11 protein-coding genes are annotated in these 13,422 nt (G+C 65.0%); 10 read left to right on the top strand and 1 reads right to left on the bottom strand.

Annotated features, from left to right (window positions below):
• Positions 1-17 precede the first annotated feature (17 nt).
• The 8 genes from MUB46_RS18885 to MUB46_RS18850 all read left to right on the top strand — a co-directional run bounded on the left by MUB46_RS18885 (position 18) and on the right by MUB46_RS18850 (position 8,689).
• Complete coding sequence (locus MUB46_RS18885) at positions 18-1,310, top strand: ArgE/DapE family deacylase (RefSeq protein ID WP_261617514.1); 1,293 nt, start codon at positions 18-20, stop codon at positions 1,308-1,310.
• An 83-nt stretch (positions 1,311-1,393) separates the two neighbouring features.
• Complete coding sequence (locus MUB46_RS18880) at positions 1,394-2,638, top strand: ABC transporter substrate-binding protein (RefSeq protein WP_261617513.1); 1,245 nt, start codon at positions 1,394-1,396, stop codon at positions 2,636-2,638.
• Positions 2,639-2,730: 92 nt separating this feature from the next.
• The gene (locus MUB46_RS18875; RefSeq protein ID WP_261617512.1) at positions 2,731-3,474 is read left to right on the top strand and encodes an ABC transporter ATP-binding protein; all 744 of its coding nucleotides are present in this window, start codon (positions 2,731-2,733) and stop codon (positions 3,472-3,474) included.
• Complete coding sequence (locus MUB46_RS18870; RefSeq protein ID WP_261617511.1) at positions 3,467-4,186, top strand: ABC transporter ATP-binding protein; 720 nt, start codon at positions 3,467-3,469, stop codon at positions 4,184-4,186. Before MUB46_RS18875 ends, MUB46_RS18870 begins: the two co-directional genes overlap by 8 nt.
• A 14-nt stretch (positions 4,187-4,200) precedes the next feature.
• The gene (locus MUB46_RS18865) at positions 4,201-5,073 is read left to right on the top strand and encodes a branched-chain amino acid ABC transporter permease (RefSeq protein WP_261617510.1); all 873 of its coding nucleotides are present in this window, start codon (positions 4,201-4,203) and stop codon (positions 5,071-5,073) included.
• 49 nt (positions 5,074-5,122) lie between these two features.
• Positions 5,123-6,121: a branched-chain amino acid ABC transporter permease gene (locus tag MUB46_RS18860; protein WP_261617509.1), complete on the top strand. Its 999-nt coding sequence runs from the start codon at positions 5,123-5,125 to the stop codon at positions 6,119-6,121.
• A gap of 9 nt (positions 6,122-6,130) precedes the next feature.
• Positions 6,131-7,420, top strand: coding sequence for an ArgE/DapE family deacylase (locus tag MUB46_RS18855; RefSeq protein ID WP_261617508.1), 1,290 nt, complete (start codon positions 6,131-6,133; stop codon positions 7,418-7,420).
• 15 nt (positions 7,421-7,435) lie between these two features.
• On the top strand, positions 7,436-8,689 hold the full coding sequence (locus tag MUB46_RS18850) for a Zn-dependent hydrolase (RefSeq protein ID WP_261617507.1): 1,254 nt from the start codon (positions 7,436-7,438) through the stop codon (positions 8,687-8,689).
• A 45-nt stretch (positions 8,690-8,734) separates the two neighbouring features.
• On the opposite strand, the gene ggt is transcribed toward MUB46_RS18850, so the two are convergent.
• Complete coding sequence (gene ggt, locus MUB46_RS18845) at positions 8,735-10,369, bottom strand: gamma-glutamyltransferase (RefSeq protein WP_261617506.1); 1,635 nt, start codon at positions 10,367-10,369, stop codon at positions 8,735-8,737.
• 446 nt (positions 10,370-10,815) lie between these two features.
• Here ggt and MUB46_RS18840 point away from each other — a divergent pair, with 446 nt between their 5' ends.
• Together MUB46_RS18840 and MUB46_RS18835 are read left to right on the top strand one after the other, a co-directional pair.
• The gene (locus tag MUB46_RS18840; RefSeq protein WP_261617505.1) at positions 10,816-12,477 is read left to right on the top strand and encodes an alpha/beta hydrolase; all 1,662 of its coding nucleotides are present in this window, start codon (positions 10,816-10,818) and stop codon (positions 12,475-12,477) included.
• Positions 12,465-13,328 (top strand): dienelactone hydrolase family protein, encoded by an 864-nt coding sequence (locus MUB46_RS18835; RefSeq protein WP_261617504.1) that lies wholly within the window; start codon positions 12,465-12,467, stop codon positions 13,326-13,328. Before MUB46_RS18840 ends, MUB46_RS18835 begins: the two co-directional genes overlap by 13 nt.
• Positions 13,329-13,422: the final 94 nt, after the last annotated feature.

Here is a 13,422-nt window from a genome sequence, read left to right as displayed (position 1 = left end):
CACTTAGAGGACTCCAGATGGTGCTTGCCTCGGACGTACGTAACGCGATCATCGCTTCGGTCGAACAGGGGTTCGCCGATCAGGTTGCCTTCCTTCGCGAGCTCGTCGCGTTTCAGTCCGTGCGTGGCGCCGAGCACGCCGTACAGGACTTCATATTCCGGGGGCTCTCCCAGCGTGGCTATGCGATGGACCGGTTCGCCATGGATCGGGACGCCATCGAGCGCCACCCCGGCGGATCGCCCTGGTCGGACGAGCACTCGACCGCGCCCATCGTCGTCGGCATCCATCATCCGGCCGAGGAGACGGGCCGGTCGCTGATCCTGCAGGCGCACGTCGATGTCGTGCCGACCGGGCCTCGCACCATGTGGAGCCACGATCCATACGCGGGCGTTATCGAAGGCGACTGGATGTATGGCCGCGGGGCGGCCGACATGAAGGCCGGCGCGTCGGCGAATGTCTTCGCGTTGGATGCGTTGCGGCGCATCGGCCTGCAGCCCGCCGCGACCGTCTATATCCAGTCGGTGGTCGAGGAGGAGTCGACGGGCAACGGCGCCTTGATGGCGCATCTTCGCGGCTACAAGGCCGACGCCGTCCTGATCCCGGAACCCGAGGACGAGAAGCTGGTCCGCGCCAATGCGGGCGTCCTGTGGTTTCAGGTCGAGGTGCAAGGCTACCCGGTCCATGTTCGCGAGATGGGGACCGGCGCGAACGCGATCGACGCTGCATACCGCGTGGTCGCCGAACTGCGCCGTCTCGAAGAGGACTGGAACGCGCGCAAGGTCGACCACGCGCTGTTCAAGGACGACCCGCATCCGATCAATCTCAATGTGGGCAAGATCGAGGGGGGCGACTGGGCGTCCTCGGTGCCGTGCTGGTGCCGGATCGACTGCCGTATCGCCATCTATCCCGGTGTCAGCGCGACGAGCGCCGCCCGGGAAATTCGCGAGGCGATCGAGCGCTTCTCCAAGCACGACCCGTTCCTGTCGAACATGCCGCCCAAAGTCACGTTCAACGGCTTCCACACGGAAGGCTATGTGCTGGAGCCGGGTTCGGAAGCCGAGGCGGTGCTTGCCGGTGCGCATGACGCGGTTTTCGCAGCGCCGCTCGAGACCTTTGTGACGCCGGCCTATCTCGATACGCGCGTCTACGCGCTCTACGACGAGATTCCGGCGCTCTGCTACGGGCCGGTTTCACGGGGAATTCATGGCTTCGACGAGTGCGTCAGCCTCGAATCGCTCAAGCGCATCACCACGTCGATGGCCCTGTTCATCGCCGAATGGTGCGGCACCGAGCCCGTCCCGTCGGGTTGAGGTCGGGCCGAGTCGGGAAGGCACAAAAACGAAGTCGTTTTGTTCTTGATCCAAACATCAAGCAATCAGAGAGGGGAGACTGTATGAAACGCAAATACCCGGGCCTTCGCCACGTAGTCGCCACGCTGCTCGTCGGTGCCGCGTCGTCCGGCATCGCCGCGCCGTCAATCGCTGCGGATCTGACCATCGGCGTCATCGGCCCGCTGAGCGGTCCCGCTGCCAATTCGGGCATCTCGATGCGGCAGGCCTACGAGGCGGTCGCCGAACAAGTCAACAAGGATGGCGGCCTCGAGATCGACGGAGAGACCCATCAGATCAAACTGATCTTCGAGGACAGCGCATCGCGCCCGGAGGTCGGTGTCAGTGCGGCGCAGAAACTGCTGACCAGGGACAATGTCGACGTTCTGGTCGGAGACTCCATCGCCAGCTCGGTGACGCTGGCGCTGATGGAGGTCGCTCCCAGCTTCGGCAAGTTCATGATGAGCGGTCAGCCGGTATCCATCGAGATCGCGAAGAAGATCCAGGGCGATCCCGAGCGTTTCGGCAATTTCTGGAAGGGCAGCTTCAACAGCGACGCCTACGCCAGGACGTTGTTCGAGACCGTCAATTCCCTGATCGAGGACGGAAAATTCGCGGCCGAAGGCAAGAAGGTGGCCTTCATCGTCGAGGATACCGATTACGGAAAGTCCAACGTGGAATTCACCCGTCCCCTGTTTGAGGAAGCAGGTTGGACCACGACGTCAGACGAAACGGTTCCGCTGGGCTATGCCGATTTCTATCCGCAGCTCTCCAAGCTGCGCGGCGACGCGCCCGACGTGCTGGTTTCGATCTTCACGTCCGTGAACTCGGGCATCGCGCTGGTCAAACAGATCGATGAGCAGGATCTCGATGTGTTGCATCTGGCCGTCTACTACCCGATCCGTCCGGAGTTCCTGCCCGGTGCCGGCGAGGCCGCCAACGGTCTTCTCTGGACGCCGTTGTTCTTTGATCCGGCCAACAACCCGAAGCACAAGGAATTCGCCGACACGTTCAAGGAACTGACCGGCGTGGACGGCAACGGCGACCATGCCCAGGGCTTCTGCCAGATGTCGATGCTGCTGGACAACATCAAGAAGGCGGGAACCGTGCAGCCCGACAAGCTGTCGGAGGCCTTTGCCGAGACCGACTTCCCCTGTGTCATAGCGCGCTATGTCTACGACACCGACATTCATACGCCGAAGGTCGGGGCCGACTACCTGCCGGTTCCGATGGCCCAGATCCAGGATGGCGTCAGCTTCGCGATCTGGCCGAAGAGCGCGGCCACGGCCGAATTCAAGCCCGCCAACTGAACGCGATGATGCAGGCACCAGGGGCCGGCCCGGCCCCTGGTGCCTCGCTTCGCCGTTCAGCCTTTCGTCCGACGCGCGGAAACCACGACCCTATGCCGATTTCGACGCCCCCGGCCTTGTTGGAGGTCGACGACATAACGATGGCTTTCGGTGGAATCGTCGCCGTCGAAAGCCTGTCCTTCTCGGTTCGAGAGGGGGAGATCCTGGCGCTGATGGGGCCGAACGGCGCCGGCAAGACGACGACTTTCCATGTGATAGCCGGCGTACACACCCCCACCAAAGGCAAGATCCGCTTTAACGGACAGGACATCACCACGCTGCGGCCCGACGGCCGGTGCCGCGCGGGCGTGGCGAGAACGTTCCAGATCACGCAGCCGTTTCACGAACTGACCGTCGAGGAGAATGTGATGGTCGGCGCGCTCGCCTTTCATCGCCGAATGGCGGATGCGCGCACCGACGCGCGCCGCTTCGTCGAAATGGTGGGGCTTGGCGACCGCGCGCAAGTGCCGGCCAAGGGGCTCAGCACCGGCCAGCGCAAGCGGCTGGAGATGGCCCGCGCGATGGCGACGCGGCCGAAGCTCCTGCTGCTCGACGAAGTGACGGGCGGCGTCGACCAGAAGAGCCTCCCCGGGATCGTGAACCTGGTGAAGCAATTGCGCGAGGACGGGCTCACCCTTGTTGTCATCGAACACAACATGGGGGTGATCAACGAGCTCGCCGATCGCGCCATCTTCATGAACCGCGGCGTTCGGATGGCCGAGGGCACGCCTGAGGAAATCGCCAAGCACCCCGAAGTTGTCGAGCTGTATCTCGGAGAGGGAGGCGAGGATGGCTGAGCCTCCGATGCTGCAGGTCGAGGACCTGAACGTCCTCTATGGCGACTACCAGGTGCTGTGGGACGTCTCGATGAGCGTCGGGCAGAAGGAGATCGTCGCCGTTCTCGGGCCCAACGGGTCCGGCAAGAGCACGGTACTCAAGGCGATCATGGGGCTGGCGCCGGTCCGGTCGGGAAAGATCCTCTTCGAGGGGCAGGACCTGACCCGGGTTCCGACCCACGAGATGGTCGCCATGGGCATCTCGATGGTGCTCGAACGCCGTCGCCTGTTCGGTCAGATGACGGTGCGCGAGAACCTCCTGCTCGGCGCCTACCATCGCAGCGTCAACAAGGACACCCGGAGCCGGCTGGAATGGGTGGAGAGCCTGTTCCCCATTCTGGCGGAACGGCGCGACCAGATCGCCGGCAAGATGAGTGGCGGTGAGCAGCAGATGGTGGCGATCGCCAGAAGCCTGATGTCGCGCCCCCGCCTGCTGCTGATGGATGAGCCCTATCTCGGCCTGGCGCCGCGCGTGGTGAAGCAGATCGCCGGGATCATTCGCCGGGTCAACGAAGAGGGCATCGCCGTCGTTTTCAACGAGCAGAATGTCAAGCTGTCGTTCGGGCTGTCGGACCGCGGCTATCTGCTCGAGGGCGGTCGAATGGTTCTTTCGGGCACGGGCGAGGAAATGATCAATTCCGATGTGATCAGCCGCGTCTATCTCGGCGTCTAGAGGGGGTAGAGCCGGTGACCTTTTCCATCTTTCTCGAACAGATCATCAACGGCATCGTCATCGGGTCGATGTATGCCCTCATCGGCAGCGGCATCGCGCTGATCTACGGGACGATGCGGGTTCTGAACCTCGCCCATGGCGAGTTCTACATGCTGGGCGGGTACTTCGTTTTCTTCCTGATCGTCACCTACGGGGTCCCCGCCTACCTCGCCATTCCCGTGGCCGTCCTGTTGACCTTCCTTCTGGGCGCGATAATCCAGCGGCTGACCATATTCTATCTGCTGTCGCGCGAAGGCTGGGCCTTCTCGACGATCGCCGTGACCCTGGGTCTGTCGATCTTCCTGCAGAACGCGGCGCTGCTGCTGTTCGGCGAGCAGTTCCAGAGCGTGCCCTATTACCTGGAAGGCGTGATCGAGTTCGCGGGCATCCGCTTGCCGGTCCAGCGCCTGCTGATCTTCGTCGTTGCCCTGATCACGATCGGCGCGATGACCTTCGTGCTCAAGAAGACCCGGCTCGGCTGGGCCATCCGGGCGACGTCTCAGGATCTCGACGCCAGCGCGGTGGTCGGCATTCCCGCCCAGCGGATCTACATGATCACGTTCGGCCTCGCCGCCGCCCTCGGCGCGGTCGCCGCGGCGATGCTCGCTCCGATCTACGCCATCAATCCCTGGAGCGGTCTTCCGATCCTGCTCAAGGGGTTCGTCGTCGTCATCCTCGGCGGGCTGGGCAGCTTCCCGGGCGCCATCGCTGGCGGCCTCATCCTGGGCGTCGTCGAAGCGATCGGCGTTCAGCTCACCTCTTCGGAATGGCGCGATGTGATCGCATTCACCCTGATGATCCTCGTTGTCTGGATACGGCCCTGGGGCCTGTTCGGGCAGAAGCCGTAATGAGCCTGCCTGTGCGCGCCGCTGCCCCAACGATCGACCGGAGACTTTGATGTTCCAGCCGCTGAAACCCTGGCAATGGGCGCTGGTCTCGGCCGCTGTCGTCGTGGCGGCGCTCATCCCCGCCGTGACGCAGAACACCTACCTGCTGCACGTCCTGATCCTGTCGATGATTTTCGGGATCTTCGCCCTTGCCTGGAACCTGGTCACCGGCTTCGCCGGCCTGAAGACCTTCGGACACCACGCCTTCTTCGGGATCGGGGCGTATGTGTCGGCGCTGATCAGCATCAATGCCGGCCTGTCGCCGTGGCTGACCATTTGGATCGCCGCGATCGCGGCAACGATCGCCGGCATCTTTGTCGGCGTGCCGATCCTCAGGATCAAGTCGATGCCGCACGTGGCCATCGTCACGCTGGGCTTTGCCGAGATCGTCCGGATCGTCATCTCCAACCTGCAGTCGATCACCCGCGGCGAACTCGGGCTCTGGGGGATCCCGCCGTTTACCGGGTTCTCGATCCCGGGGATCGGCCAAGTCGTGTTCTCGCCCGCCGACAAGGTGCCCTATTATTATCTGATCCTGATCTTGCTGGCGTTGTCGACGGCGGTAGTCGCGCTGCTTATGCGCTCCAAGACAGGGCTGTCCATCGTCGCGATGCGCGACGCCGAGGATGCCGCGGAGAGCCTTGGCGTAAACCTCACCTGGCAGAAGCTGCTTGTCTTCGGGGTCAGCGCTTTCCTGGTCGGCGTCGCCGGTGCCTTCTATGGTCATTACATCGGAATTCTGACTCCGACGGCCGCTGTCGGTGTCGACCTGATGATCCTCATCATCGCGATGGTGCTGGTCGGTGGGCTGGGGACGCTCAGCGGACCGCTGATCGGCGCGCTGATCCTCACCGCTGCGGTCGAGCTGTTGCGCGATCTGGAGGATTACCGGCTGCTCGTCTACGGCGCGATCATCATCGTCGTGACGATGTTCCTGCCGCGGGGGCTTGCCAGCCTCGGCCCCATGATCGTCAAGCGGCTTCGCACCCGTTCCCCGGAAAACTCGTAAGGACGAGACATGCTCGACAAGAACGTTGCGGCGGCGATCATCGACGCCGTCGATCGGGGCTTCGACCAACAGGTCCGCTTCACCCAGGACATGGTCCGCATTCCCTCGACTCGCGGCGAGGAACAACGGGTGCAGGATTTCATGGCCGACGCCATGGCGTCCCGAGGCTTCGCGGTCGATCAGTGGCGCCTCGATGTCGACGCGATCAAGGACCTGCCCGGATTTGCCCCGGTCTCGATTTCTTATGAGAACTCCTACAATGTCGTCGGCACCTACCGTCCTGCCGTTCGGCGCGGCCGGTCCCTGATCTTCAACGGTCATGTCGATGTCGTGCCGACGGGACCCTGGGACCGCTGGACGACGCCGCCGTTCGAGCCGCGCATAGACGGCAAGTGGCTCTATGGCCGCGGCGCGGGCGACATGAAGGCCGGTCTTGCTGGCACCCTGTTCGCGTTCGATGCGGTGCGGGCCGCAGGCTTTGCGCCGACCGCGCCGATCTACTTCCAGTCCGTTGTCGAGGAAGAGTGCACGGGCAACGGTACGCTCGCCTGTCTGCAGCGCGGATATCGCGCCGACTGCGCCTTCGTTCCAGAGCCGCTGGAGCCGAAGCTGATGCGCGCGGAGGTCGGGTTGATCTGGTTCCAGGTCCATGTCGAGGGCGATCCGCAACATGCCTCGGGGTTCGTGTCGAGCGGAACCAACGCCATCGAGAAGGCCATGGGGCTATGGCCACATATCAAGGCCCTGGAAGCCGAATGGAACGCGCGCAAGGCCGACCATCCCCTCTACCGGAACCATCCGCATCCGATCCGCGTGAACCTTGGCGAGATCACGGGGGGCGAATGGACGTCGAGCGTGGCCGCCACCGCGACGCTCAACGTCCGCGTCGGTGTCCTGCCCGGTGCCCGGCTGTCCGATATCCGCGATGAAATCGAGGCACGGGTGCGCCAAGCGGCGCTGGACGACCCGTTCCTGTCCAACAATCCGCCACGCATCGAGTATCACGGCCACATGGCGGAGGGGTACGTGCTGGAGGATGCCGACGAGGCCGAAGCTGTTCTGGCCGAAAGCCATGCCGCCGTCTTCGGTGCGCCGCTTCAGGAAGAAATCACGTCGGCTGCGACGGATGCGCGTTTCTTCGGCCTCTACGCCGACACGCCGGGCATCGTCTACGGGCCGATCTGCGAACGGCCGCACGGCTTCGACGAGCGCGTCGATCTCGATTCGCTCCGCGCCGTTACCAAGACCATGGCCCTGTTTCTCGCCGATTGGTGCGGCGTCGAGAAAAGCCAAGCGTAGTACGGAAGGTTTGTCATGAAGACGGTCAAGGTCGACGGCGAACGGTTGTGGGCGTCGCTGATGGAAATGGGGCGCATCGGGGAAACGCCGGGCGGCGGTTGCCGGCGCCTCGCCCTGACGGACGAAGACAAGGCGGCGCGGGATCTGTTCTGCCGATGGGCGCGTGACGCGGGCTGCACGATCACGGTCGACGGGATCGGCAATATCTTCGCCCGCCGCGACGGCACGGATCCCGATGCCGCGCCGGTCATGATCGGAAGCCATCTCGATACGGTACCGACCGGCGGAAAGTTCGACGGCGTTTACGGGGTTCTGGCCGGGCTGGAAGTGGTCCGTCGGCTCAACGACCTCGACATCGCGACGTCGGCGCCGATCGAGATTGTCGTCTGGACAAACGAAGAGGGAGCGCGGTTCTCGCCGATGACGCTCGGATCCTCGGTGTTCACCGGCGACATCGCGCTCGACTTCGCCCTGTCGCGAACCGATCCCGAGGGCGTCACCATCGCCGAGGCGCTGGAGCGGATCGACTATGCCGGCAACGAGCCGATCGGTGGCCGGCCGGTGGGCACCTATTTCGAAGTCCACGTGGAGCAGGGGCCGCTGCTCAAGGAAGGTGGTGAGAGGATCGGCGCCGTCACCGGGTCCTTCATGGCACGGTACTTCGTGGCGACCGTGACCGGCGAAGCCGCCCATGTCGGGCCGACCTTGATGGAGCAGCGCCATGACGCCCTCGTCGGCGCCGCGGCCCTGACGCTGGAAATCGACCGGATCGGACGGTCGAGGGGGCGTGAAGGCCGCTCCAACGCGCCGCATATCGAGCTGTTCCCGAACGTGCGCGGTGTGATCCCGTCGGAGGTTCGGCTCAGTTGCGATCTGCGCAATTCCGATCCCGCCGAACTGGCCAAGATGGAGCAGGACCTGCAGGCCGCGATTGCCCGTATCGAGGGGGAGCGCGGCGTTTCGATCGCACTCGAACCGTATTTCGAGTTCGGGCCGATCCGCTTCGACGCGGCAATGTCCGGCCTGATATCGGAAACGGCGCGGGAGATCGGGCTGTCGTGCCGGGATATCCTGACGGTGGCGGGCCACGATGCGGTTCCCATGACGACCTGTTGCCCGACCGCGCTGTTCTTCATTCCCAGCGATACCGGCATTAGCCACAACGAGACGGAATACAGCACGCCGGAACAGTGCGTCGACGGGGCCGATGTGCTGTTGAACGCCGTTCTCAGGATTGCTTCGGTCGAAGTCGTTCCGCCGTCCAACTGAGGCCGGCGGACGTACGCCGTTCCGACACGACCGCCCGCGGTCGTGTCAGTCGTCTTTGCCGTCACCGACGCCGGGCGCGTCCGGCCAGAAGCGGATTCCCTGCCGCGCCAGTCCGCCTCCGATCCCGATGGCGACACCGTCCGCGCGCCAGCAGGCGGCGCCGGTATGGTTGCCGTCGCCATCGAAGGCGATGGCGGCCATCCCGCCACCCACATGCGGAACCGGCAGGACGTGCCAGCCCATCGCGGTCAGGCCGCCGTGGGTGCTGTCCGGATAACCGTCCTCGACCTCGAGATCGCCGCCCTGCGTCCACAGCCGCGGCGCTTCGACCGCCTCCTGAAGCGACATGCGGTGGTCGATGAGATTGACCAGGGCCTGCATGACGCAGCCGAAGATGCGCAGGCCGCCGGGCAATCCGAGCGCGAAGGCGGGCTGTCCGTCGCGCAGGACGATCGTCGGTGCCATCGATGTCGTCACGCGTTTGCCCGGCGCGATCGACAGGGCGCGTCCGGGGTGGGGAACGAACAGCGCCATGTTGTTGTTCGGTATGATCCCCGTGCCGGGAATGACGAACCGCGCGCCAAAGAGGCTGTTGATGGTCTGCGTGCTGGACACGACGTTGCCGAGCGAGTCGCTCACGGTGACGTGCGTGGTGTTGTCCGACTCGGCAGCCGGGGTCGCAGGCGTCGCGGGGGCGGCATGCGTCCTGCTGATCTGCGCCCGGCACGCCTCGGCGTAGCGCTGCGAGATCAGCCGGTCGACCGGCACGTCGACGAAGGCCGGATCGGCCGTCGATCTGGCCCGGTCGGCGAAGGCGATCTTCAGGGCCTCGCCGAGAAGGTGCATGGTCTCGATCGATCCGAAGCCAAGCGCGGCAAGATCGTAGCCTTCCAGAATGTTCAGCATCTGGATGACATGGACGCCACCGGCCGAGGGGGGCGGGGGCCCGTAGATGTCGAAGCCGCGATAGCTGCCGCGCACCGGGGCGCGTTCGATCGTCGAGACGGCGGCGAGATCGGCTAGCGTCAAAAGGCCGCCGACGCTGGACATGTGGCGGTCGATGACGCCGCCCAGGTCCCCGCTGTACAAAGTCTCGGGACCGCCGGAGGCGATGCTCGCCAGCGTTTCGGCATAGTCGCCCATGACGAAGCGTGTGCCCGCGCGCCGCGCCTGTCCATCGGGCAGGAAAAGCCGGGCGATTTCGGGATCGCCGGCAAGATCGGCCGCCGCCTCTTCGATGCATCCGGCCAGATAAGGCGTCACCGAAAATCCGCGGCGGGCATGTCGAATGGCCGGTTCCATGACGTCCGAAAGGGACATCGTCCCGAAACGCTCCAGCGCATCGCACCAGCCGCGCAACGCCCCGGGTGTCGCGACGGCCTTTGGTCCGACCGCGTTTTCGCGGCCCACCGTATCCATGGAATGCGGCGGGTGATCCGAAACCGAACGGTAGAGGTCGGGCGCTGCGGCGGCCGGGGCGGCGCTCAGGCCGTCGAGAACGATATGGCGCCCGTCCGTCGTGCGAATGTGGGTGATGCCGCCGCCCAGAATACCGACCATCATCGGTTCCACGACCGTCAGCGTGAACAGCGCCGCGATCGCCGCGTCGACGGCATTCCCTCCCGCCGCCAGCATCTCCGTTCCGGCAGCGGAGGCGAGGGGATGATTCGTCACCACCATTCCGCCGGCTGCGCGCGCCGGCCGTTTCTCGCATGCGAACACTGTCGCGGCTCGCGGTCTTGCGTTGTCTCGTACGTCCGTCACGATTTTTCCGATGAGGGTTCAGCTAGAGGGGGGCACGCCACTGGGAAACGATGCGTCAATCCAAGGACACGGTCTGACGCCCCCTGAATGTCCAGAGGATGCCAGACTTCATTTCTAACGCCGTCCACGCCTCCTCCGATAGCCGGAACAGGGATGCCATGATCCGTTTCCGCGCCTGAGCGTGAGTCGACGGCGGAAAAACAGCCACGTCAAACGCCTCATATCGGTTCACAACGTCAAATAGCGGTTGAGCTGGTTTGCTGGGCAGGCGAATGACGGAGCAGGGCACTTTCCGAGGGAAAGTGATAGGGTGGTGACGCGCATCTGGCGTTGCCGTGCCGGGACGGAGTAGAAGGTTGCGCATGACGCACAAAAACACCCGACTTTTCGGCTTCGCCGTTTTGCCGCTTCTTTTGGGACTGGTCTTCTTCTCGGCCTCCCTCACGCCGTCGCTGATCCCGCGCCCGTGGATCGTGCAGGGGGCGCTTGCGGGGCTTGTCACCGCCATCGGCTATGTGATTGGGCAGCTCGTCCTCGCCGCCTGGCGCGCGATCGAACTGCCGCGTCTTTCGGGGCGGGCCGCGGTCGTCGCTCATGTCGTTGTCGCGGTGCCTGTCGTCGGGCTGTGGATCAACAACCTGACCAAGGCGGCGGACTGGCAGGACTCGATACGAACGCACGTCGGCCTGGAGCCGACCGAAGAGTTCCACATCTTCGCGATGCTGGGCGTCGCCCTTGCCGTCTTCCTGATCTGTTTCGCGATCGGTCTGGCCGTGCAGTGGATCTTCGACATCCTGCGCCGTCGCCTCTACCGGGTCATGCCGATGCGCACGGCCAATGCGCTGGGCCTGATCCTCGCGACCGCGCTCGTTTTCTTCGTGACCCGCGACGGAGTCATCCGCTGGGTGTTCGAGGCGATGGACCAGTCCTACGAGGCGGCGCAGGATCTGTTCGTGAAGGCGCCGCCGGCGCCTGACAATCCGCGCATTCCCGGTGGCCCCGGATCGTTCGTCGACTGGGGCGCGATGGGCCAGCCTGGACGCGACTACGTGCTCGGCGGGCCGGATGCGGAGGCCATCTCCGACTTTACGGGCCGGCCGGCCAAGGATCCGATCCGCGTCTATGTCGGGCGGGCGCAGGCCCAGACCCCCGAGGAGCGCGCGAAGGTGGCCCTGGAAGAGTTGAAGCGTCTTGGCGCGTTCGAGCGCAAGGTGCTGATCGTCGCGAGCCCGACCGGCACCGGCTGGCTCGATCCCGGCGGGCACGATCCGGTCGAGTACATGCATGACGGCGACATCGCCACGGTCGCGGTCCAGTACTCCTACATGCAATCGCCGTTTGCGCTGATCTTCGAGACCCAGACCGGTCTCGAACAGGCGACCGCGACGATGCAGACCGTCTACCGTTACTGGAGGACGCTTCCCGAGGACGACAGGCCCGAGTTCTACGCCCACGGCATCAGCCTCGGGGCCTGGTCGTCCATGTACTCCTTCGACATCTTCGAGATCGTCAACGATCCCATCCAGGGCGCGCTGTGGACCGGCCCGCCGTTCCCCTCGGCCCTCTGGAACAAGGCAACGAGCGCCCGGAACCCGGATTCGCCCTATGTCCTGCCGCTCGTCGGCAGCGGCGCGCTCGTTCGCTTCATGTCCCAGTTCGACGGCCTCGACCGCGACGCCGGCCCGTGGGGCCGCCTTCGCATCGCCTACCTGCAATACGCGTCCGATCCGATCGTCTTCTACGAGCCGAACTCGGTCTGGCGTGCCCCGCAATGGATGCGCGAACCACCGGCTCCGGACGTCTCTCCGGAGATGCGTTTCATGCCGGTCGTCACGCAGTTTCAGCTGGTGGTCGACATGATCCTCGCGCTCGCGGTCCCGCCGGGATACGGGCACAGCTATAGCGCCGAAGACTACATCGATGCCTGGGTCGGCGTGACCGCGCCTGCAGGCTGGACCGAGGCCGACGCCACCCGGCTCAAGGAGCGGTGCGGCGTCGAATGGGGTCTTGGATGCCGAAACTGATCCGCTGGGGACTGATAGCCGCTGGCGTCATTCTCCTCGGACTGGCACTCAACACCACCCGCCAGTACGCGCGCTGGTCGCCCTTCGGCGAGCCGCCTGATGCGCGTGCTGCGCGTCTGGCCGAACACTGGCGGCTGGTCCTGCCCGAAGGGCCGGGGCCGTTTCCCGCCGCGATCCTGCTGTCGGGCTGCGATGGCGTGCGCGACAACATGGACTATTGGGCCAGCGTGTTCGTAGAGACGGGTCGCGCCGCGCTGATCGTCGACAGCCACACGCCCCGCGGCCTCGTCGAGCTGGAGGCGTGGCGGCTCGTCTGTGGTGCACAGGCCCTGTCCGGCGCTGAGCGCAGCGGCGACGTGGCCGTGGCGCTCAAGGGGCTTTCGGATCGGGGCGACATCGCCGATGACATCGTCATTTTCGGCGCCTCGCATGGGGGCTGGACCGCGATGGAGTTCGTGGCGCACGCGGCCAGTAACGAACGGCCGCCAGCACTCGCGCACTGGCCCGACACGCCCGAAGCACTCCTGCAATCGGTCTCGGCGCTGGTGCTGCTCTATCCCTATTGCGGAGTGCTGAACAGCGCGACGGCGGCCCGCTGGGCGGGCGCCCCGCCGGCGCTGTTCGTCCTTGCCGAGGACGACTCGATTGTCAGCACGCCGGATTGCGTTGCCCGGGCGGAGGCGCTGCGGCAATCGAACGCCGGGGTGGAGATCGTCGTTCTTGCGGATGCGGACCACGGCTTCGACCAGCAGGAGAGGTCGCCGCTTTCGATGCTTCGGTTCGATGCCGAAAAACAGGCGCAGGCGCGGCAGGCGGTACTCGATTTCCTGAAGACGGTCGATCCGCTCTGACCACGGATGCGCCCGCCGCTACGGGGCACCGAACATCGACATTGCGTGCTCAAGGCGTCGCAGTCGCCTTTACGCCTATTTTGTAAAGGCCCGG

The organism is Microbaculum marinisediminis, assembly GCF_025397915.1.
Lineage (GTDB): Bacteria > Pseudomonadota > Alphaproteobacteria > Rhizobiales > Tepidamorphaceae > Microbaculum > Microbaculum marinisediminis.
This window is presented reverse-complemented; position numbering and strand designations above follow the sequence as displayed.

Bases quoted from the DNA above. Each gene is read 5' to 3' on its own strand.
- MUB46_RS18870 (WP_261617511.1), top strand. From the start codon at position 3,467: ATGGCTGAGCCTCCGATGCTGCAGGTCGAGGACCTGAACGTCCTCTAT.
- MUB46_RS18855 (WP_261617508.1), top strand. From the start codon at position 6,131: ATGCTCGACAAGAACGTTGCGGCGGCGATCATCGACGCCGTCGATCGG.
- MUB46_RS18875 (WP_261617512.1), top strand. From the start codon at position 2,731: ATGCCGATTTCGACGCCCCCGGCCTTGTTGGAGGTCGACGACATAACG.
- MUB46_RS18860 (WP_261617509.1), top strand. From the start codon at position 5,123: ATGTTCCAGCCGCTGAAACCCTGGCAATGGGCGCTGGTCTCGGCCGCT.
- MUB46_RS18835 (WP_261617504.1), top strand. From the start codon at position 12,465: ATGCCGAAACTGATCCGCTGGGGACTGATAGCCGCTGGCGTCATTCTC.
- ggt (WP_261617506.1), bottom strand. From the start codon at position 10,369: ATGGTGGTGACGAATCATCCCCTCGCCTCCGCTGCCGGAACGGAGATG.
- MUB46_RS18840 (WP_261617505.1), top strand. From the start codon at position 10,816: ATGACGCACAAAAACACCCGACTTTTCGGCTTCGCCGTTTTGCCGCTT.
- MUB46_RS18885 (WP_261617514.1), top strand. From the start codon at position 18: ATGGTGCTTGCCTCGGACGTACGTAACGCGATCATCGCTTCGGTCGAA.
- MUB46_RS18850 (WP_261617507.1), top strand. From the start codon at position 7,436: ATGAAGACGGTCAAGGTCGACGGCGAACGGTTGTGGGCGTCGCTGATG.
- MUB46_RS18880 (WP_261617513.1), top strand. From the start codon at position 1,394: ATGAAACGCAAATACCCGGGCCTTCGCCACGTAGTCGCCACGCTGCTC.